Below are 20,520 nucleotides of genomic sequence, written 5' to 3' on the forward strand. Positions count from 1 at the left end.
TTATGTGGTCAGCTTCACCAGAGCGAGGCTGAAGCTCGCAATGAACAGGAAGGCGGCGAGCCCGAGCAGGAAGGGACGCAAGCCCTTGGCCTTCAGCTTGGCGACGTCGACGCCGAGCCCCATTGCGGCGAGGGCGACGGTCAGCAGAAAGGCGGTGAGGGCTACGATCGGCTCCTTCACATCGGGCGGGATCGTGATCGCGCTGTTCAGGCAGGCGAGGGCGATGAAGCCGATCACGAACCATGGCGTCGGCGTCTTCACCGATGCGCCTTCGCCTCCGGCGTGGCTGGCGCGGCGGACGAACGCGGTTCCGAGCAGCAGCACGACAGGCGCGAGCATCGCGACGCGGGTGAGTTTGGCGACCGTGCCGGCCTCGCCGGATTCGGCGCCATGGGCGAACCCGGCCGCGACCGCCTGCGCGACTTCGTGGATCGAGGCTCCCGACCACAGGCCGTAGGCGTGCGGAGCAAGGCCGAGAAGGCCGGGGAGCAACGGATAGACGAACATCGCGACGGACCCGAACACCGTGACGCAGGCGACGGCGTAAGCGACATCCTCCTCGTCGCCGCGGGTGACCGCGTTGGCGGCGACGATCGCGGAGGCGCCGCAGATCGACGTGCCGGCGGCGATCAGCTGCGCGAGCTTGGGCGAGACGCCGAGGAGCCGCCCCAGCCACGTCGTGAAGACGAAGGTCGCGACCAGCGTCAGGGCGATGATCGCGACGCCGGACGCGCCGACTTCGGCGACCTGCGTCGCGGTCAGCTGGAGTCCAAGCAGGATGATGGCCAGACGCAGCAGACGGCGAAGCGAGAACGCGGATCCTTCCTTCGCCCATGCCTGCGCCCCGAACGCCGCGCGGAAAGCGGCGCCGACCACGATGGCCAGGATCATCGGACTGAAGGCGGAAAGCCCTGGCGCCGTCCGGAGGGCGTAGGCGATCGCTGCGATTGCGCAGGTGAGGGCGAGACCTGGGGCGAGCCTGCCGACCGCGCTACCGGGCAGTGCGCTTCGCGACACCTCAAGGTCGTGTTGAACGCCGATCAACGGCAAGGTCATGGACCGATCCTCCTGCGCCGCCAAGTTGGCGGACGAAGATCATTCGATCCAATTCATTGTTAAGCTCATTTCGTTCGACTTAATCGAACAAATGAGCGCTCAGCGCTCCTGACGTTACGCCACTACCGCCGTCGCGAGCTTGCCGCGCGAGATCGCATGCGCCAAGCGGCGCGGGCCTTGGTGATCCGGTCTCCTCGCGGCGCACAGGTGGTGCGGATGATCCCGGCGTCAGCGTCGGCGTCCCGGGCCGCGGCGGATCTCATCCGATCCCTCAGTTTAGAACGATGCAAGCCTTGCGCCTGACGCTTGACGGACCATCGGATTTTTCCGATCCCGGTTCGTCGACCATCAAGCGTGAGCGCCCGTGACCGCCCTTCAGCCCTCCGTTCCGTCTTCGCCCGCCGCGCCGTTCGAACTGGACGGAGCGTCGTTCTCGATCTCCGGGCGCACCCTGCTTGCGCCGCTCTCGATCGCCTTCGAGCCCGGCCGCGTGACCGGGCTGATCGGCCATAACGGCTCGGGCAAGTCCACGCTCCTCAAGCTGCTCGCGCGCCAGCAGCCGGCCTCCGGCGGGGCGGTGCGGCTGGAAGGCATGGCGGTCGACGCGCTGGGCGCCCGCGCCTTCGCCAAGACGGTGGCTTACCTGCCGCAGCAGCCGCCGGCGGCCGCAGGCATGAAGGTGCGCGAGCTCGTCGCGCTCGGGCGCTACCCGTGGCACGGCGCGCTTGGGCGGTTCGGCGCGGCCGACCGCGAGGCGGTCGCGGCCGCGCTGGCGCTGACCGGCGTGGAGGAGTTCGCCGACCGCATGGTCGAGGAATTGTCCGGCGGCGAGCGCCAGCGGGTCTGGCTCGCCATGCTGGTCGCGCAGGACGCGCGATGGCTGCTGCTCGACGAGCCGACGTCGGCGCTCGACGTCGCCCACCAGATCGAGGTGCTGTCGCTGGTGCGCCGCCTCGCCGAGACGCGCGGGCTCGGCGTCGTCGTCGTGCTGCACGACGTCAACATGGCCGCGCGCTATTGCGACGACATCGTCGCGCTGCACTCCGGCCGGATGATCGCCCGCGGTTCGCCGGCCGAGATCATGACGCCCGCGAAGCTTCAGGCGATCTACGGCGTCGCGATGGACGTCCTGCCGCGCCCGGATTCGGGCGTCCCGATCGCCTACGCCTGCTGAGGAGCCGGCGCGTAGACCTTACTCCCCCGTATATCTCCGCCTGAGATGCGCTTTGAACACGGCGGGGTCGAGCGGTCGTCCGGTCGCCCGCGTCAGCAGCTCGTCGGTCTGATAGAGCGACCCCTGGCTGTGGATGTTCGTCCTCAGCCAGCCGACGAGCGGGCCGAAATCGCCGCGGCCGATCGCGGGCAGCAGGTCAGGCTCGGCGCGGCAGGCGGCGTCGAAGATCTGGGCCGCGGTCATCGCGCCCAGAGTGTAGGTCGGGAAATAGCCCCAGCCGCCGCTCGGCCAATGCACGTCCTGAAGGCAGCCGAGGCGGTCGGAGGGCGGCGTCACGCCCAGCAGCGCCTGCATGCTCTCGTTCCAGGCCGAAGGCAGCTCTGACAGCGGCATTTCATCGGCGATCAGCGCCTTTTCGAGCCGATAGCGCAGGATGACGTGGGCGGGGTAAGTGACCTCATCAGCGTCGACCCGGATGAAGCCCGGCCGCACCCGCGTGTATTGCCGCCACAGCGCGTCCGCGTCCCAGGCCGGACCCTCGCCGCCGAAGGCCTCGCGCATCACGGGCGCGGCGTATCGGATGAACTCGCGGCTGCGGCAGGCCTGCATCTCGATCAGCAGCGACTGGCTCTCGTGCAGGCTCATGCCGCGGGCGTGGCCGACCGGCTGGTCCATGTAAGCGGCCGGCCTGCCCTGTTCGTAGAGCGCGTGGCCGGTCTCGTGCAGCACGCCCATCAGCGAGCTCGCGAAATCCGCCTCGTCGTAGCGGGTGGTGATGCGGACGTCGTTGTCGGCGCCGCCGCAGAACGGATGGGCGGAGACGTCGAGCCGGCCGCGCTCGAAATCATAGCCGAGCGTCGCCATCATCCGCACGCCCAGCGCGCGCTGCTTTTCGATCGCGAAGGGGCCTTCCGGCGCGGCGCTCTGCGGCCGCCGGGCCTGCGCTTCCAGGGCCTCTTCGAGGAAGCCCGGCAGGAAGGCGGCGAGATCGTCGAACAGCACGTCGATCTTCGCCGAGCGGCCGCCGGGCTCGTAGTCGTTGAGCAGGGCGTCGTAGGGACTGAGACCGAGCCTCTCGCCCTTGGCCACGCCGATCTCGCGCTGGATCTTCAGCACCTCGGAGAGCAGCGGCAGCAGCGATGCGAAGTCGGAGTCGGCCCGCGCTTGCCGCCACGTCATCTCGCAGGCGGAGACCGCCCGGCTCGCCGCCGCGACGAGGTCGGCCGGCAGCGCCGTCTCGACCGCGAAGACCCGGCGTATCTCGCGGACGTTCGCGCGCTCCCATGCGCCGAGCCCGTTGTCGCCTTCGGCATCCGACAGCCATTCGCCGATTCGCGGATCCGTGGTCATGTCGTGGCGCATGACGTGGAGCAGCGCCATGCTCTCCGAGCGCGTGGCCGAGGCGCCGCGCGGCATCATCGCGTCATTGTCCCACTGCAGGATGCCGATCGCATTCGACAGCGCCGCGACGCGGCCGAAATGGGCGGAGAGCTCGGAATAGGCGGTCATTCGAAATCCTCGTCGCGATGCCCGGAGATGACCACGGTCTGCGGCCGCGGAGAAGGCGACCGGGGCGCGCAGGTCGCTAGAACGGCCCCGCAAGATCCGCGACGTCGCCCTCGGTCTCGGCGATCCGCCAGACCCGCTTGATGGGCCGCCCCTCCCGCGTAACGTCGTCCGTCCGCAGCACGCCAGCTGCGAGGTCGAGCTCGGGATCGAGGGTGCGGCCCTCGCGGAAGGGAAGGCTAGACCGGTCGACGCGCAGCTTTCCTCCGTCGAATCGGCCGATCGAAATTTCGCAGTCGACGAGCGCCAGCGCTTCCGTATGACCGCCGGCGCCGGCCAGACATGCCAAGAGCGTCCCGCCGGGCGGCAAAGGCGCGGCCCGGCCGCGGGCGTAGGCGAAGTCCTCGCCGGCGATCACGAGGAAACCGTCCACGCCCTTGGCGCTCAGCTTCAGCGCCCCGCAGCGGACAAGGTCGGACTCATCACGCTCCCAGTGTTCGAGATAGGGCTGGTCCCGGCCGATCTCGAGCATCACACGCCTTCCATCCGGAGACTACCAGCATCCAGAAACGGTCCGGGCGGCTGATAGTCGAGGGCGCGGCCCCATTCGAAGAACGCGCCATCGAAGCCGAGCCGGCCGGCGAAGCCTTCCTGGCCGCCAAGCCATTCGACCTGGGCCGGGGTCAGGTCGGTAAGGCCGGCCACGCCCGTAAAATCCGGTCGGGCGGCGGGCGAGCGAAGGTCCGCGTAGAAGGAAGGCCCCTGCACCCAATCGACGAGCGTCGTCCTGTCCGCCCGGCCGTCGGCCCAGGCGAGCAGCGCGCGGCGCCAGCGGCCACGAACGTCGATCAGTCCGAGCATCGCGCGCGTCGCCAGCGATCTGTTGCGTTGTCGCCCGGGTATACGCAACGGTTCGGGTCTTGTCGGCGTTCACGTTCGCGAGGCGGGGCGGACGCTTATGGATCGACTGACTGACGCGCGGCCAGGCGGCCGGGGATTGTGGATAAGCGAAGCGATTCTGGCCGGCGCCGCGCTTGCGGCGATCTCGGCCGTCGCGATGGCCGCGACGGCGCCGGCCGGCGCCTCGGCGGCGCTGGCCCCCGCGGACGACCGCGGCCGCGACGCTGACACCCCGGTCGACTTCCCGCCGCGAGGCTGGAAGGAGATCGCGCTCCGCGTCTATGGGGAGATCGTCGACGACCGGCTGCTCGCGGTCGCCGCGGGCGTCACGTTCTATGTCCTGCTCGCGATCTTCCCGGCCTTGGTCGCCCTAGTCTCGCTTTACGGGATGATCGCCGACGTCGGAACGCTCAATGATCACCTCGCGACATTCTCCGGCATCGTCCCCCGTTCCGGACTGGAGCTTGTCCGCGAGCAGGTGACGCGGCTCGTGACGAAGAGCGACGGCGCGCTCGGCTTCGCTTTCGTCTTCGGCCTGGGCGCGGCGCTCTGGAGCGCCAACGCGGGCATGAAGGCGCTCTTCGACGCGCTGAACGTCGTCTACGAGGAGCGCGAGAAGCGGTCCTTCATCGTGCTCAACCTCACCTCGTTCGCCTTCACCGCCGCCGGGCTCGCCTTCGTCGTCCTCGCCTTCAACGCCGTCGTGGTGCTGCCGATCGTGCTCGACTTCCTCTGGCTGGGGCAGGGGGCCGAGGCGCTGCTGACATATGGCAGATGGCCGGTTCTGCTGATCTCGCTGCTCGCCGGCCTCACGGTGCTCTACCGTTTCGGGCCGAGCCGACGGAAACCCAAATGGCGCTGGGCGGCGCCGGGCTCCGTGGTGGCCGGGCTCCTCTGGATCGCGGGCTCGCTCGCCTTCTCGTTCTATGCCGAGAACTTCGCGAGCTACGACAAGACCTATGGTTCGCTCGGGGCGGCGATCGCCTTCATGACGTGGATCTGGATGTCGGTGATCGTGGTGTTGCTCGGCGGCGAGTTGAACGCCGAGATGGAGCATCAGACCGCGGAGGACACCACGCACGGCGCGCCGCGGCCGCTTGGCCAGCGCGGCGCGCGCATGGCGGACACCGTCGCTTCCTGAGTCATGGACGGACGGCCGCCGCTCCGCTCTCCGAAAGAGGGTGTTGCAACCGGCCATGCTCGCTGGACAGATGCGCGCGTGGCCACGGAGACCGGACGATGGGCGACGAGCGGTGGAAGCATGACGGCGTGCGCGTCATCACGGGCGACAGGCTGGATTCGAACACGGCGCAGACCCCAGGCATGTTCCGGCAGGCGGCCATCAACCACGCCCGCGTCGGGGCGCAGAAGATCTGGGCGGGCACGGTCTCGATCGAGCCCAACGCCAAGACCGGCGTTCATCACCACGGCGCGCTCGAGAGCGTGATCTACGTCGTTTCAGGCCGCGCGCGGATGCGCTGGGGCGAGCGGCTGGAGTTCGTCGCGGAAGCAGGCCCTGGCGACTTCATCTATGTGCCGCCTTACGTCCCCCATCAGGAGATCAACGCCGACCCCGCTCACCCGCTGCAATGCGTGCTGGTGCGCTCCGACAACGAGGCGGTCGTGGTCAACATCGCCGACGTCGACCCGGTCGAGGAGCCGGAGGCGGTCTACTGGGTCGACGCAATTCACAAGCATCCGCACGCCTGACGCCGCGCGCGCAATATCGCTCGGCGTCGCCGAAGCGACCGGATTCATGTGTCATGGGGTTTGGTACCGCCACCCCGGCTTGAACGGGGGACCTCTAGATCCACAATCTAGCGCTCTAACCAACTGAGCTATGGCGGCATGCCGGGGGTGGTTCGCGGCGCGCGGAACCTAGGTGAAACCGCAATCGCGGGCAAGCGCCGATCGTGCGACCCGAAACGCGCGGCGCCCGGGCCGCATATGCCGCCCGGGCGCCGTCTTAAAATCAGGGCTGAAAAGGTCGGCCCGCCGCTCGCGGAGCCGTCCTTCCGGATCAGATCTTCGGGAAGCTCAGGCCCTTTCCGGCGAGGCTCTGGAACGGCCTCGCCCCGTCGGTCGCGGTCTTTTGCGCGAGCGCCGAAAGCTCTTTGATCTGGCCGCTCACCACGTCGAACTGCTGGCGTGCGTAGGAGGTCTGCAGCTCGATCGCCTGGCTCAGGGTCTTCGCGCCGACCAGGGCGTGCAGGAAGTCGAAATGCGCGTTGGCGTTGGAACGCGCCACCTCGACCGACTTGCGGCTCAGTTCCTTATAGCCCTTGCTCGTGGTCGCAACGGCGTCCTCGATCGTGTCGGACGCCTCTTCGGCGACCGTCTTGAAGCGGGCGTAGCCCTCTTTCGCCTGCTGAACGGACTTTTCCGCCAACTCGCGAACCGGGGCGGCCGAACGTTCGGCCGCCTTGTTCGCAGCGTTCAGCGTCTCGTTCAGCATCTCTTCCGACTTAACGGCAGCCTTGGGAGTCGAAACCATGTCGTCGTCCTCACTTGCAGTGCGGCGGACGTCTGTGTGGGAGGTCGATTGCGCTCCGCCGGTGCGCTAACCGCCTCAGCCACAGCGTCAGGGGCGGCTTCGCCAACCCCAGATCCATGGCGTGATCGTGTGCGGAGCAACATAATGCTGCACTGCACAATGATCAAGCCGCGTGACGATATATTTCAGGGCTTCTGGTCAGGGCGCCCGGCCACCACGCCCATGTCGCGAACCTGACGGGTCAGCGTCTCGATCTGGCTTTTTGCGAATTCGGCCTGGATCTTCATGATCTCCTCAAGCGAGGTCGCGCGCACCAGCTTCTGCGCATAGACAAAGCTCGCCGTCACGTTCTGCTCGGCGTAGGACACGGCCGCGCCGGCCACCGAACGCAGGTTGTTCTGTGTCGATTCAGCTTGGCTCTCGAGCGCATTCGACGCCTTGAAGGCGACTTCGAGGAAGCCGTCGAAGGCTTTGCGCGCCTGCTCGACGCTCTGGTCCGCAAAGTCCCGCATCTCGTTCGGGATGTCGTATCCCGGACCGGTCTTTCCCGCGTCAGCCATGGTCTCGCCTCCTCGTCGCGCGTCCGGAAGTCGGGGTTCTTCCACGACTTTTGGTCGCGAAAACAAAAGGTACCAGCGCGTCCGGAGCCGAGCAAACCAACCTCTGGACTAACCGGAAAGTCGTGAGGGCGATCTTTTTCGCGCATTAACCCTCCACAGCGAAGCCGCGGGACAGGCCTCTCCGCGCGATGGACCGCGCATGGCCCGCCCGGTATTTAAGGGTTCGTTAACTGAACGCCCGCCCGCGCCGCGTTCCGGGGATTTCAATGCCGCTGGAAGATCTCTCCGACGCCTTCGCCGCCCATCCGGCGCTTGATGCGCTGGCCGGCGCCGCGACGCCGGCGATCGTGGTGGATTCGGCTGGCGCGGTTCTCTGGGCGAACAGGACGGGGCGTTCGCTGACGGGCGAAGGCGGATTCGACGACGCGGCGCTGAACGCGGTCAACCGCATCGCAGCGACCGGCGCCGAAGGGCTTGCCCGTCTCAGGGTGGGCCGCGGCGCTCATCCGCAGGCGATGACCTTCCGCAGCAGCAACATCCACGTCGGAGAGCATCGCGGCGCGCTGATCCAGGCGCTCGAGCCGCTTCCACAGTTGATGATGTCCGCTGCGGCGGAGGTCCTGGACGTCGTCCGACCGGACCCGGAACCCGGCCCATCTGAAGCAACCCCCGACGAGCCGGCGGAGTTTGGCGTCGGACCCGACGCCCCGGCGGCCGACGTCGCGCCGGATCCTGCGCCTGAAGCGGGGGTCATCGACGCCGCAGCGGAAGAAGGCGCCTTGCCGCTCCCTGCGACCCTCGACGCCCCGGAGGGGCCCTCCGCGGAGGTAGCCGGCGGGGACGAGCCGCCTGATCCGAGGCGCGCCGCCGGCGCCTCCTCCTTGCATGCCGAGGCGCCTCCGGAGGAAGCCGCCGTCCCAACGCCGACGGCCGAAGCGGCGTCGAAGGAGGAGCGCCCGCGCGATCTGCTGTTCGTGTTCGAGATCGACGCGCACGGGCGTCTCGTCTTCCTGTCGCCCGATCTCGCGGAGCGGGTGGGTCCGAGCGCTAAAGCGGCGGTCGGCAGGTTGTGGTCGGAGCTTGCGGACGACTTCGCGCTTGATCCGTCCGGGGTGGTGGCGGCGCGCCTTCAGGCGACGGACGCGTGGAGCGACGTCGAGATCTTCTGGCCGACCGAGCGCGGCGACAGGCTTCCGCTGTCGGTGTCCGCGCTCCCGATCTTCGATCGGGGACGCACTTTCATAGGTTTCCGCGGCCTCGGCCGGTCGCTCGAGACGCCACTTGAACCCTTTAAGCCAGAGAACCCGACATCGGACCGGGATCCCGCGCCCGAGACGGTTGATCCCGCGGAGGTCGATCTCGCCGGGAGACTCTTCCTCGACCCCACGGCCGACGCGTTGCGCGAGGAGGCGGCCGACGCCCTGTTCGACGAGTCGCTTCACGACGATCGCGGAGGCGACGCCGGACGGCCCCGCTCCGAGCCGCTGCCGATCTTCTCGGCGCCCGACGTCGTCGAGAAGTTCCACGGCAACGTCGTCGCCCTGCGGGAAGGCGCGCCGTCGCTCCGGCAGCCGGCCGGATTGTCGATCGTCGAGGAGACCGCATTCGACGAGATCGCACGGCGGCTGCGCGAGGTCCGGCCGCCGGAGGAGCCGACGGACGGGACGGTGGACGCGGTCCCCCCCGACCATTCGGAGGCGGCTGGCGTCGTCGCCCTCGACCGGTCGGTCGACGGCGTCGAGGGCCGCGACCCGGTCTCCTCGCTGGTCGACGATCTGACCCGCCTGCTCGACAAGCTGCCGATCGGCGTCCTTGTGCTGCGCGCCGGCGAGATCGCGCACGCCAACCGCGCCGCGCTCGAAATGCTCGGGCACCCGAATCTGCAGAGTCTGATCTCACGGGGGGCGGACGATCTGTTCGCCGAGGCGCCGGCGCACGACGACGCCGCGCCCTCCACGCGGAAAATCGTGGCCCGCGACGGCCTGGAAGTGGAGGTCGAGGCCAAACTCTCACCGATCGCATGGCGTGGGGCGCCTGCGACGCTGGTCTCGCTGAAGCGCGCGGAGGGCGCGACCGCGACGGCTGCGCTCCAGCGCGAGAAGGAGATCGCCGAGATCCTCGACACCGCGACGGACGGCGTGATGACGCTCGATTCCGATGGGCGCGTGCTTTCGGTCAACCGCAGCGCCGAGGCGCTGTTCGGTTTTGACGCACGCGAGGTGATCGGCAGCCTGTTCACCCTGTCTCTTGCGCCCGAGAGCCGCCGCGCGGCCTTCGACTATCTCGACACGCTGCGCGACGGCGGCGTCGCCTCCGTGATGAACGACGGCCGCGAGGTGCTCGGCCTCGCCCGGCAGGGCGGCGCGATCCCGCTCTACCTCACGATCGGCCGCATCGGTCCTGCGCAAAGCGGACGTTACTGCGCAGTGCTGCGCGACATCACCCATTGGAAGAAGGCGGAGGAGGAACTGCTCGCCGCAAAGCGCCAGGCCGAGCGGGCGAACGCGCAGAAGTCCGAGTTCCTCGCCCGCGTCAGCCGCGAGATCAGGACGCCGCTCAACGCCATCATCGGCTTTGCGGAGGTCATGATGGAGGAGCGCTTCGGGCCGGTCGGATCGCCGCGCTACAAGGACTACCTGCGCGACATCCATCTCTCCGGCGGCCATCTGATCGGCCTCGTCAACGACCTGATCGATCTTGCGCGCGTCGAGTCGGGACGCCTCAAGCTCGACTTCACGTCGCTCGACCTCAACGAGATCGTTTCTCAGGCGGCGGCCTTGCTGCAGCCGCAGGCCAACCGCGAGCATGTCATCATCCGCACGTCGCTCGCCCGCAACCTGCCGCAGGTGATGGCGGACCGGCGCTCGGTCCGGCAGATCCTGGCGAACCTGCTGTCCAACGCCGTGAAGTTCTCGCGGCCCGGCGGCCAGGTGATCGTCGCGACCGCGTTCAGCGACCTCGGCCAGGCGGTGATCCGCGTCCGCGACGCCGGCGTCGGCATGTCGCGCAAGCAGATCGCCCAGGCGATCGAGCCGTTTCGCCCGCTGCAGGACGTCGAGAGCGACCCCGGCGCAGGCCTTGGATTGCCGCTCACCAAGGCGCTTTCGGAAGCGAACGAGGCGCTGTTCTCGATCCAGAGCGAGATCGGCGAGGGCACCCTGGTCGAGATCACGTTCCCCGCGAGCCGCGTGATCGCATCCTGAGCTCAGGTCCCGCGGGGCAGCCGTTCCGCGCGAGGCCGCCCCTGCTGTAACCCTTGACTCCCCCAGCGCCGTAACGATATCAGAATTCGTCAGTAGGAACAGCAGTTTAGACCTTTTAAAAACTGCGTTTCCTCAAGCCACGCCAAGAGTCGATCGCCTACATGATCGTCTGCTCCTGTAACGTATTGAGCGACGTACAGATTCGCGCCAGCATCGGCGACGAATCCGCCAGTCCGCGGACGCCGGGTCAGGTCTATCGTTGCCTTGGCTGCAGCCCGCAATGCGGGCGCTGCGCGCGGACGATCAAGGCGATGCTCGCCGACATCCGCGGCCTCGACACGTCGGAAAGCGCTGCATGCGGCGCCTGTCCCGCCGCCTGCCCGTCGGTGACGCACGGCTCCGGGGCTGTCCTTGACATCATCGGCGACGTTGTCGAAGTCGCGACCATGACGCGGCGCTGACGTCCGCCTGAAGTCCCTACCGGATTTCTCCAAGATGGAGCGAATTGATCGCTCGACCGCGCTTGCCCTCTCTCGCCGGCTAGTTTAGAAGATTTCTAGATTAGTTTTGTCGGCTATGCCGGAATCGGCAGGAGGGGCGCCATGAAGGGCGACGCGAAAGTCATCGAGTTCCTCAATCGCGGGCTGCGCTCGGAACTCACGGCGATCAACCAGTACTGGCTGCATTATCGCATGCTGGACGACTGGGGCTATAAGGACCTCGCCAAGCAGTGGCGCAAGGAATCCATCGAGGAGATGAACCACGCCGACCGGTTCGTCACCCGCATCATCTTCCTTGACGGCTTCCCGAACCTCCAGGTCCTCGATCCGCTGCGCATCGGCCAGAGCGTCAAGGAAGTGCTGGAGTGCGATCTCGCCGCCGAGCTCGACGCGCGCGCGCTCTACCGCGAGGCGGCGCTCTATTGCCAGGAGGTCGGGGACCTTCCGAGCAAGATCCTGTTCGAGAGCCTGATGACGGACGAGGAAGGTCATATCGACTTCCTCGAGACGCAGCTCGACCTCGTGGCCAAGCTCGGCGAGCAGCTCTACGCGCAGCGTCATATCGGACATCCCGAGGGCGGCGGCACCGGCGTCGAAGGCGTCGCCTGATCCCAGGCGCCCACTGAACTCAAAAGCCCGCCGGCCTCGAAGCCCGCGGGCTTTTTTGCGCCCGACCCGAGCGACTGAGCGGATCGCAGCCGAGACGGGATGACGTCGCTGGCGCCCCTCGCTATATCAGGCGCAACTTCAGCCTCGCCGCCGTCGCCGGCGAATTCCCTCGGAGGCCCCCATGCTCGACGCCCAGACGTCGTCCAAGACGCCCGTCACCGTGCTCACCGGCTATCTCGGCGCCGGGAAGACGACGCTGCTCAACCGCATCCTCTCCGAGCCGCACGGCAAGCGCTACGCCGTCATCGTCAACGAGTTCGGCGAGATCGGGATCGACAACGAACTCGTCGTCGGCGCCGACGAGGAAGTGTTCGAGATGAACAACGGCTGCATCTGCTGCACCGTGCGCGGCGACCTGATCCGCATCCTCGAAGGCCTGATGAAGCGCAAGGGCAAGTTCGACGCCATCATCGTCGAGACCACCGGCCTCGCCGACCCGGCTCCGGTCGCCCAGACCTTCTTCATCGACGAGGAGGTAGGCCGGAAAGCCCGTCTCGACGCGGTCGTGACGGTCGCCGACGCCAAGTGGCTGAGCGAGCGCCTGAAGGACGCACCGGAGGCCAAGAACCAGATCGCCTTCGCCGACGTCATCCTGCTGAACAAGGTCGACCTCGTGACGGGGGACGAGCTCGACGAGGTCGAGGGCCGGATCCGCGCCATCAACCCGTACGCCCGCGTTATCCGGACCACAAAGTGCGACGTGCCGCTCGACGCGGTGCTCGACAAGGGCGCGTTCGACCTCGACCGCATCCTCGCGCTGGAGCCCGCCTTCCTCGAGGCCGAGAGCCACGACCACGATCATGCGCACGGCCACGATCATCACGGGCACGACCATCACGAGCATGGCCCCGATTGCGGCTGCGGCCACGATCATGCGGCGGGCGAGGACCACGGCCACGAGCATCACGACCACGGCCATGGCGAGCATTCGCATGGCGGGCTGAAGCACTATCACGACGAGGACATGCAGTCGGTCGCGCTCGAAATTCCGGGTGACGTCGACCCGGCGAAGTTCATGCCCTGGGTCAACGATCTCGCGCAGACCGAGGGTCAGCATTTCCTGCGCTGGAAGGGCATCCTCGCCTTCAAGGGCGAGCCGCGTCGCTTCGTGTTCCAGGGCGTGCACATGATCCTCGACGGCGACCTCCAGCGCGAGTGGAAGCCCGACGAAACCCGGCGCTCAAAGATGGTGTTCATCGGCAAGGAGCTTGATGAGCCCAAGCTGCGTCAGGGCTTCGAAGCCTGCGCGGCGTAAAGAGCGCCTCGACGCGTCCAGGCTAAGGCTCGTCGTGGTCCGGCTTGACCGGACCACGCGTCTCAGGCGTCGAGCGCTAGCTTAAACATGGATCCTCCGGTCCGCCCGGAGGACGACGGCGGCGAAGCCGACCGCGCGGAACACTTCGAGCTCACCTCTGATGTCCATGCCCACCACTGACGGCTACCCCTCGCTCGTCGACCGCACCAGCCCGATCGAGGCCGGCGCCTATGTGATCGCCGCGACCTTCCTCGGGGCCGAGGCGGCGTTCGCGCTCGCCGACGGCGATGTGCTGTTCTCGGGCGACGGCGGCGAGCGGCGTGTGACGGCGCACGACGGCGGCGTGCTGGTCGCGGCGTCGGACGGCAAGTCGCTCGTCACCGGCGGCGACGACGGGCGGGTGCTGAGGTTCAAGGGGTCGGAGCCGCCGGAGCCGGTGGGCGAGGCGAAGGGCGGCTGGATCGACGCGGTCGCGATCGGTCCGGACGGGGCGGTCGCGTGGTCGTCGGGCAAGAAGGTCTTCGCCCGTGACGGCAAGGGCGTCGTGAAGAGCTTCGAGGCGCCGAGCACCGCGCGCGGCCTCGCCTTCGCGCCCAAGGGCTACCAGCTCGGCGTCGCCCGCTACGGCGGCGTCTCGCTGTGGTTTCCGCGCATCGAAAGCACCGCCAAGGAACTGCCCTGGAAGGGCTCGCATATCGGCGTGAGCTTCGCCCCCGACGGCCGCTTCGTCGTCACCACCATGCAGGAAAGCGCGCTGCACGGCTGGCGGGTCGCGGACGGCGCGCACATGCGGATGTCCGGCTATCCCGGCAAGGTGCGGTCGATCGACTGGTCGAACGACGGAAAATGGCTTGCGACCGCAGGCGCCGACGCCGCGATCTTCTGGCCTTTCCAGGCGAAGGACGGCCCGATGGGCAAGGCTCCGAAGGAGCTCGGCGTCCGCCCGGCGCGCGTCAGCCACGTCGCCTGCCATCCGAAGGCGTCGGCGGCGGCGCTCGGCTACGAGGACGGCTGCATCCTGATCGTCCGCATCTCGGACGGGGCCGAGATTCTCGCACGTCCCGCCTCGCCCGGCGGACAGGTCACGGCGCTCGCCTGGGACGCGCTCGGGGCACGCCTCGCCTTCGGCACGGAAGAGGGCCGGGGCGGCGTGGTGGCGCTTCCCGACGCCTGAATAGGCGCTCGCTGCATCGCACGCGATTTGCTCGCATCTGCGGGAACTCCTTTCGGGCCTGCGCGTTTCCTCAAGATCGCGCACGGCCAGGGGAGCGGGCATGGACGACGTCGTCACCGTCGTGGAGCACGGCGCGCAACGTCTGGACTGGCTGCCGGACTGGGCTGTCGCCCTCATTCTGTTCGCGGTCGCGATCGGCGTGGTGCTGCTCGTCCACGGCGCCCTGTTCCGGATGCTGCAACGCTGGGCGATCGGGCAATCGCTGTTCTGGCGATCTCTCGTCCAGCGCACCCAGGGGCCGACCCGGCTCGCGCTGTTCGTCTTCACGCTGACGATAGCGGTGGCTGCGGCCCCGCTCACGGAGGCCACCGCCTCGCTCCTCCGCCACGGTCTGCTGATCGCCGTCATGGTGCTGGTCGGCTGGACCGCGACGACGGCCCTGCACATCTGGACCGTCGTCTACATGCGGCGCTTCAAGCTGGATGCGGAGGACAATCTGCTTGCGCGCAAGCATGCGACGCAGATCTCGATCCTCAAGCGCGCCGGCGTGACGCTGGCCTTCGTGGTCACGCTCGCGGCCGCGCTGATGACCTTCGACAGCGTCCGGCAATACGGCGTCAGTCTGCTCGCCTCCGCCGGCGCCGCGGGCCTGATCCTCGGTCTCGCGATGCAGCCGGTGCTCGCCAACCTCGTCGCCGGCATCCAGCTCGCGATCACCCAGCCGATCCGGCTCGAGGACGCCATCGTTGTCGAGGGCGAGTGGGGCTGGGTCGAGGAGATCACCTCGACCTATGTCGTGGTGCGACTGTGGGACTGGCGGCGCCTCGTGCTGCCGCTGAAGTATTTCATCGAGCACCCGTTCCAGAACTGGACCCGCGAAGGTGCCTCGATCATCGGCACGGTGATGATCTACTGCGATCACTCCGCGCCGATCCCGGCGATGCGCGCCAAGCTCGAGGACTTCGTGAAGGAGAGCACGCTGTGGGACGGGCAGGTCGTCAATCTGCAGGTCTCGGACGCCCGCGAGTTCACCATCGAGGTGCGGCTGCTGGTGTCCTCCGGAACGTCTCCCAAGGCCTGGGACCTGCGCTGCGAGGTCAGGGAGAAGATGATCGCCTGGCTGAACGAGAACCATCCCGAGGCCCTGCCGCGCCATCGCAACGATCTCGGCCGTCAGGCGATCCTGGGCGCCGACGCGCCGCGGCCGACCGCGCCGGACGTGGTCAAGCGCCCACGGCGCGCGAAGCCGGCAGCCCCCGCCGCGGTGTGAGGCCAGACATTGTTTAGGACGGCGTCGTGATGTATTCGGCCTTATCGCGCGTAGCGCGATCAAGAAGAGGAGGCGATCATGCCGATCAAGATCAACCTGAACGACCTGCCGTGCTTTCGAGCCCACCAGCAAGCGGCGTAACTCGTTCCCCTCCGAAACCCGCGTTAAGCGTGGCGTCCGGATCGTTCACGGCGACGTCGAACTCGTCGAGAAACTAGGTCGCAACGACCCATGCCCCTGCGGCTCAGGCAGGAGATTTCAAAGCCTGTTGCCTCAGAAGCGGCGGCCGCGGCGGCTTTGACGGCTCCCAACGCCACCACTACTTTCAGGGAATGACATCAAGGCCGCCCCGGCGGGTCCGGGGCGGATTTTCGGAAAAACGGAACAGTGATCGTCAATGATCGTTACGGTCGATCTCGATGATTTGGTCGTTAAGACCAAAGACTACACGGCTTGGAGGATATCTCCGGGCTCGTAAGTCATGCTCTGAGAGTTCTTGTCGAGCGCGATAAGTCTCGCCGCCCCGATGGCGTCGACCCGATCAAAGATCGTAGCGCCGCCCTGACCGTCCATCAACCCACGAAGAAGTTGCGGAACTGCCAGGGGTCGCTCGCGTCGATGTCCTCGGGAAACAGGCCTGGGCGGTTCTCGAGCGGCGTCCAGTCGGTGTAGTAGCCCTTCACCGGACCGAGATAGGGAAGCTGGATCTCGAGGCAGCGCTTGAAGTCCATCTCGTCGGTCTCGACGATGCCCTCGTTCGGGTTCTCGAGCGCCCAGACCATGCCGGCGAGGATCGCGGATGTGACCTGCAGCCCGGTCGCGTTCTGGTGGGGGGCAAGCGCGCGGGTTTCCTCGAGCGAGAGCTGCGAGCCGAACCAGTAGGCGCCCTTGGCGTGGCCGTAGAGCAGCACGCCGAGCTCGTCGATCCCGTCGACCAGCTCGTCCTCGTCGAGGACGTGCAGCTTGTCCTGAATCTTGCCCTCGGCGCCGAACAGCTCGTGCCACGACAGCACGGCGTCGTCGGCCGGGTGATAGGCGTAGTGGCAGGTCGGGCGGTAGACCGCCTTGCCGTCCTCCCAGACGGTGAAGAAGTCCGAGATTGAGATCGACTCGTTGTGGGTGACGAGGAAGCCGTATTGCGGACCCGGCGTCGGGCACCAGGTGCGCACCTTGGTCGCGGCGCCCGGCTGCATCAGATAGATCGCGGGCGCCTTGGGGTCGGGATGCTTCTGGGCGTTCGCCGGCGCCCAGGTCTCATGCGTGCCCCAGCCGAGCTCCGCCGGCTGCAGCCCCTCGGAGATGAAGCCCTCGACCGACCAAGTGTTGAGGAACACGCCGCGCGGCTTCGGGTTCTTGCCGCGCTGCGTGTCGCGCTCGGCGATGTGGACGCCCTTCACCCCGATCTGCCGAAGAAGCGAGGCCCATTCCTCGCGGTTCGTGGGCTCCGGCGTGTTCATCTTGAGGTCGGAGGCGATGTTGAGCGCGGCCTGCTTGACGAAGAACGACACCATGCCGGGGTTGGCGCCGCAGGTGGAGACGGCCGTCGGCCCGCCCGGATTACGGGCGCGGGCGTCGAGAGTCATCTGGCGGAGCGCGTAGTTCGAGCGCTCGCTCGGACCCTTGGTCTTGTCGAAGTAGAAGCCGAGCCAGGGCTCGTTGACGGTGTCGATATAGAGGCAGCCGAGCTCGCGGCAGAGCTCCATGATGTCGACTGACGAGGTGTCGACCGACAGGTTCACGCAGAAGCCCCGGCCCGGGCCGTTGGTCAGCAGCGGCGTCAGCAGCTCGCGGTAATTGTCTTTCGTGACGTGCTTCTGGATGAAGGGCACGCCGTATTCGTCGAGCACGCGCTTGTTGAGGTCGCTCGGATCGATCGCGACGATCCGGCTTCTGTCGTACTCGAAATGACGGTCGATGAGCGGCAGGGTCCCGCGACCGATCGAACCGAAGCCGATCATCACGATGGGACCGTCGATCTTGCCGTACACCGGGTAGTCGGTCATTCGGGGGGCGCTCCTCGGCCGTTTGAGGCTGGCCGTCGAGGCGGCCGCCGGGCGGCCAGATAAAGGCCGAACGGCCTGTGATAATCAACCGTTCGCGCGCCTCTCCCCGGCCATTGCGGCCTTTCGTCCCCCGTCCGCCTCGTGCGCTTACCCCGCGAAAGCGGGCTTCGCCGCTCCCGCCGCCGGCGAAGCGTCGATCAGCCGGCGACGCATAGGCGCGAGCGCGAACAGCGCGAGAAGGCCGGTCAGCACGTCCATCGCGATGATGATGCCGAACACCGGCATCCAGCTGCCCGTGGAGGCGAAGATCAGCGCCGCGATCGGTCCGCCCAGCACCGATCCGACGCCTTGGGCCATGTAGAGGAAGCCGTAGTTCTTGGTGGCGTGGGTTTCGCCGAAGGTGTCCGTCAGCGTCGATGGGAACAGCGAGAAGATCTCGCCCCAGCCGAAGAACACGACGCCCGACATCAGCACGTAGAGCAGCGGATCCTCACGCACCATCACGAGAAGCGCGATGGCGAGCCCCTCGCCGATGAAGGCGATCGCCATGGTCTTCTCGCGGCCGATGCGGTCCGAGATGAAGCCGAAAATCGGTCGCGTCAGGCCGTTGGTGATGCGGTCGATGGTGAGCGCCAGCGGCAGCGCCGCGAAGCCCAGCACCAGGACCTTCTCGTCGATGCCGAACGATCGCGAGAAGGTGGCGAACTGCGAGATCACCATCAGGCCGCCGGTCGACATCATCGTCATCATGACGAACATCAGCCAGAACACCGGCGTCTTCAGCATCTCGCGGCTGTTGTAGTCGCGGCGGGTCCGCATCGACCCGACGGCGGGCTCCGGCCGGTCCGCCGTCCCGTGCTCCGGCGCCGGCTTGAGGAACGCCGCCGCCGCCACGCCGACGACGCCCTGGATCAGGCCGAACACGATCAGCGTGTGCTGGAGACCGGCGGTCGACAGGGTCGAGGAGATCGGGAAGTTGAGGAAGATCGCGCCGAAGCCGTAGCCCGCGGCCGCCATGCCGACGGCGAAGCCCCGTTTGTCGGGAAACCACTTCACCATCTGACCGACGATGCCGATATAGACGATGCCGGTGCCGATCCCGCCCAGAACGCCGTAGGCGACGTAGACCGCCGGCAGACTGGTCGCGTAGGCCGTCAGCACCCAGCTCAGCCCTGACAGCGCGCAGCCGGCCATCACGAGCAGGCGCGGGCCGAACTTCTCGACCAGCGCGCCCTGCGCGGGCGACAGCCATGTCTGCAGCACGATCAGGATCGAAAACGTCACCTGCAGGTCGGCGAGCGTGCCGCCCACGGTTCCGAGCAGCGGCTTGGTGAACAGCGTCCAGACATATTGCGGGCTGGAGACCGCCATCATGGCGATCACGCCGAGCGCGAGCTGGATCCAGCGCGTGCGGTTCATGGCAGGTGCCGAGGTCGTCAAGATCATGTCCTTCCGGTGTGTTCGGCTCTCCTTCGCAAGGTCGGGGCCAACCTGCGGCCGTCTGTCGTCGGTCGACCATCGCGCGCAATGGCATGCCAGGTTGCCCACGGGACGTGCGTCGCCGCCCATTTCTTCGGCGGCGGATCGGGGTCGACAGGGAGTTAACATGCGTTAACTCTGCCTTGGAATGATCACAATTGATCGTCCGCAATGGGGTTTGCGTGCCGCAATCATCCGCCAGCGTTCGGGACCGTGTTTGGTCCGTCGTCCTGAAGGCGATCGCCACGGAAGCGATAGCGCCCGGCACAGTGCTCTTCGAAGCCGTGATCGCGGATGCTCTCGTCACGAGCCGGACCCCGGTGCGGGCCGCTCTCGAGATGCTGCGGGAGGACGGCCGCGTCGCGAAGCTCGAAGGTCGCGGCTATATCGTGCTGGCGCCCGACGGGAGCGCGCCCCGGCAGCGGCGGAGGATCGACCGCACCGGCTTTTCGGCGCTGTCGCACGGCTCCGCCGTCGGTCGCGCGCCCGCCGCCTGGTCGAGGCTGCTCGATCAGATGGAGGCGGAGATCGCGATGGCTGCGGTCCACGGTCCGCTGCGCATCCTCGAAGCGGAGGTGTCGAAGCTGCACGGCGTCTCCCGCACGGTGGTCCGCGAGGCGCTTTCCCGACTCGACAGGGGCGGGCTGATCTACAAGGACGAACAGCTCCACTGGAGAGTGACGCCTCTGACGATCCGACGCGTCCGGGATCTATACGAGCTCCGCCGCGCGCTCGAGCCGGTCGCGCTTCGCCGCGCCGCCGAGCGGGGAGGGCTCGCCCAGACGGCGGCCGACATGCGGGACCGCCTCGTGGCCCTCGGCGCGAGCCGGGATCCGGCCGCCGCCGACGTCCAGGCCTTCGAGCGCGAGCTGCACATCGACATGCTCAGCCTCTGCTGCAATCCCGAGATCATGAAGGCCTTGAGGGTGGCGCAGGTGCAGGTCGCGTCCAACCGCGACCTCTTCGAAGCGATGGCGGCGTGGCACCCGATGATCATCGCCGAGCACATCGAGATCGCGAACAGCCTTGCGAATGGCGACGTCTCGGGGGCGGAGCGGCAGCTCATCGCCCATCTCAGCGACCGCAAGGTGGAGATCATCGAAGATCTGCTGGCGAAGGTCGCGACCTTCGAAACGCCGCTTCCGTCCTATCTGCAGCGGAGTTGACGCCCTTAGCGGCTTGGCTCGGCTACGGAAACCGTTGCCGCCGGGCAACGGCCCGTCGGCTTTTAGCCACGTCGCCTTCGTTTTCATCGTACGATCCGCGATGACCCGCTA

The 20,520-nt window shown here is 67.6% G+C and carries 19 protein-coding genes and 1 tRNA gene; 11 read left to right on the forward strand and 9 right to left on the reverse strand.

Annotated features, from left to right (window positions below):
- Entirely contained in the window at positions 1 to 1,056 is a 1,056-nt protein-coding gene (locus tag PKE75_RS04205) for a YeiH family protein (protein WP_271167447.1), read from the reverse strand.
- A 364-nt stretch (positions 1,057 to 1,420) separates the two neighbouring features.
- On the opposite strand from PKE75_RS04205, the gene PKE75_RS04210 reads away from it, so the two are divergent.
- Positions 1,421 to 2,230 (forward strand): ATP-binding cassette domain-containing protein, encoded by an 810-nt coding sequence (locus PKE75_RS04210; RefSeq protein WP_271167448.1) that lies wholly within the window; start codon positions 1,421 to 1,423, stop codon positions 2,228 to 2,230.
- 18 nt (positions 2,231 to 2,248) lie between these two features.
- Here the strand turns inward: PKE75_RS04210 and PKE75_RS04215 are convergent, their stop codons facing one another.
- From PKE75_RS04215 to PKE75_RS04225, 3 genes are all read right to left on the reverse strand, one after another.
- On the reverse strand, positions 2,249 to 3,739 hold the full coding sequence (locus PKE75_RS04215) for a carboxypeptidase M32 (RefSeq protein ID WP_271167449.1): 1,491 nt from the start codon (positions 3,737 to 3,739) through the stop codon (positions 2,249 to 2,251).
- A 76-nt stretch (positions 3,740 to 3,815) separates the two neighbouring features.
- Positions 3,816 to 4,268, reverse strand: a complete 453-nt coding sequence (locus PKE75_RS04220; RefSeq protein ID WP_271167450.1) for a hypothetical protein — start codon at positions 4,266 to 4,268, stop codon at positions 3,816 to 3,818.
- Positions 4,268 to 4,597 carry a hypothetical protein gene (locus tag PKE75_RS04225; protein ID WP_271167451.1) on the reverse strand — a complete coding sequence of 110 codons (330 nt, stop codon included), beginning with the start codon at positions 4,595 to 4,597 and terminating at the stop codon, positions 4,268 to 4,270. Before PKE75_RS04225 ends, PKE75_RS04220 begins: the two co-directional genes overlap by 1 nt.
- Before the next feature lie 136 nt (positions 4,598 to 4,733).
- Between PKE75_RS04225 and PKE75_RS04230 the strand changes: the two genes are divergently transcribed.
- Together PKE75_RS04230 and PKE75_RS04235 are read left to right on the forward strand one after the other, a co-directional pair.
- Positions 4,734 to 5,777 carry a YihY/virulence factor BrkB family protein gene (locus PKE75_RS04230; RefSeq protein ID WP_271167452.1) on the forward strand — a complete coding sequence of 348 codons (1,044 nt, stop codon included), beginning with the start codon at positions 4,734 to 4,736 and terminating at the stop codon, positions 5,775 to 5,777.
- 98 nt (positions 5,778 to 5,875) lie between these two features.
- Positions 5,876 to 6,346, forward strand: coding sequence for a cupin domain-containing protein (locus PKE75_RS04235; protein WP_271167453.1), 471 nt, complete (start codon positions 5,876 to 5,878; stop codon positions 6,344 to 6,346).
- Positions 6,347 to 6,407: 61 nt separating this feature from the next.
- Here the strand turns inward: PKE75_RS04235 and PKE75_RS04240 are convergent.
- The 3 genes from PKE75_RS04240 to PKE75_RS04250 form a co-directional block, all read right to left on the reverse strand.
- Positions 6,408 to 6,484, reverse strand: a tRNA-His gene (locus PKE75_RS04240).
- Between the two features lie 172 nt (positions 6,485 to 6,656).
- Positions 6,657 to 7,130, reverse strand: a complete 474-nt coding sequence (locus PKE75_RS04245; RefSeq protein ID WP_271167454.1) for a phasin — start codon at positions 7,128 to 7,130, stop codon at positions 6,657 to 6,659.
- Positions 7,131 to 7,315: 185 nt separating this feature from the next.
- Complete coding sequence (locus PKE75_RS04250; protein WP_271167455.1) at positions 7,316 to 7,690, reverse strand: phasin family protein; 375 nt, start codon at positions 7,688 to 7,690, stop codon at positions 7,316 to 7,318.
- A 266-nt stretch (positions 7,691 to 7,956) separates the two neighbouring features.
- On the opposite strand from PKE75_RS04250, the gene PKE75_RS04255 reads away from it, so the two are divergent.
- The 7 genes from PKE75_RS04255 to PKE75_RS04285 all read left to right on the forward strand — a co-directional run bounded on the left by PKE75_RS04255 (position 7,957) and on the right by PKE75_RS04285 (position 16,062).
- Positions 7,957 to 10,893 carry a PAS domain S-box protein gene (locus PKE75_RS04255; protein WP_271167456.1) on the forward strand — a complete coding sequence of 979 codons (2,937 nt, stop codon included), beginning with the start codon at positions 7,957 to 7,959 and terminating at the stop codon, positions 10,891 to 10,893.
- Between the two features lie 161 nt (positions 10,894 to 11,054).
- Positions 11,055 to 11,354, forward strand: a complete 300-nt coding sequence (locus PKE75_RS04260) for a (2Fe-2S)-binding protein (protein WP_271167457.1) — start codon at positions 11,055 to 11,057, stop codon at positions 11,352 to 11,354.
- A 141-nt stretch (positions 11,355 to 11,495) separates the two neighbouring features.
- A complete protein-coding gene (gene bfr, locus PKE75_RS04265; RefSeq protein ID WP_271167458.1) occupies positions 11,496 to 12,002 on the forward strand; it encodes a bacterioferritin in 507 nt (168 codons plus the stop codon).
- Between the two features lie 181 nt (positions 12,003 to 12,183).
- On the forward strand, positions 12,184 to 13,317 hold the full coding sequence (locus PKE75_RS04270) for a CobW family GTP-binding protein (RefSeq protein ID WP_271167459.1): 1,134 nt from the start codon (positions 12,184 to 12,186) through the stop codon (positions 13,315 to 13,317).
- Between the two features lie 160 nt (positions 13,318 to 13,477).
- The gene (locus tag PKE75_RS04275) at positions 13,478 to 14,491 is read left to right on the forward strand and encodes a WD40 repeat domain-containing protein (RefSeq protein WP_271167460.1); all 1,014 of its coding nucleotides are present in this window, start codon (positions 13,478 to 13,480) and stop codon (positions 14,489 to 14,491) included.
- Between the two features lie 100 nt (positions 14,492 to 14,591).
- Positions 14,592 to 15,761: a mechanosensitive ion channel family protein gene (locus PKE75_RS04280; RefSeq protein WP_271167461.1), complete on the forward strand. Its 1,170-nt coding sequence runs from the start codon at positions 14,592 to 14,594 to the stop codon at positions 15,759 to 15,761.
- Between the two features lie 181 nt (positions 15,762 to 15,942).
- Positions 15,943 to 16,062, forward strand: coding sequence for an SEC-C metal-binding domain-containing protein (locus PKE75_RS04285; protein WP_271167650.1), 120 nt, complete (start codon positions 15,943 to 15,945; stop codon positions 16,060 to 16,062).
- Between the two features lie 271 nt (positions 16,063 to 16,333).
- Here PKE75_RS04285 and PKE75_RS04290 read toward each other — a convergent pair whose 3' ends face one another.
- Both PKE75_RS04290 and oxlT read right to left on the reverse strand, forming a co-directional pair.
- Positions 16,334 to 17,764: a homospermidine synthase gene (locus PKE75_RS04290; RefSeq protein WP_271167462.1), complete on the reverse strand. Its 1,431-nt coding sequence runs from the start codon at positions 17,762 to 17,764 to the stop codon at positions 16,334 to 16,336.
- Between the two features lie 147 nt (positions 17,765 to 17,911).
- The gene (gene oxlT / locus PKE75_RS04295; protein WP_271167463.1) at positions 17,912 to 19,183 is read right to left on the reverse strand and encodes an oxalate/formate MFS antiporter; all 1,272 of its coding nucleotides are present in this window, start codon (positions 19,181 to 19,183) and stop codon (positions 17,912 to 17,914) included.
- A gap of 242 nt (positions 19,184 to 19,425) precedes the next feature.
- On the opposite strand from oxlT, the gene PKE75_RS04300 reads away from it, so the two are divergent.
- A complete protein-coding gene (locus PKE75_RS04300; RefSeq protein ID WP_271167464.1) occupies positions 19,426 to 20,409 on the forward strand; it encodes a GntR family transcriptional regulator in 984 nt (327 codons plus the stop codon).
- Positions 20,410 to 20,520: the final 111 nt, after the last annotated feature.

This window comes from Hansschlegelia plantiphila (assembly GCF_027922265.1).
Classification (GTDB): Bacteria; Pseudomonadota; Alphaproteobacteria; order Rhizobiales; family Methylopilaceae; genus Methylopila; species Methylopila plantiphila.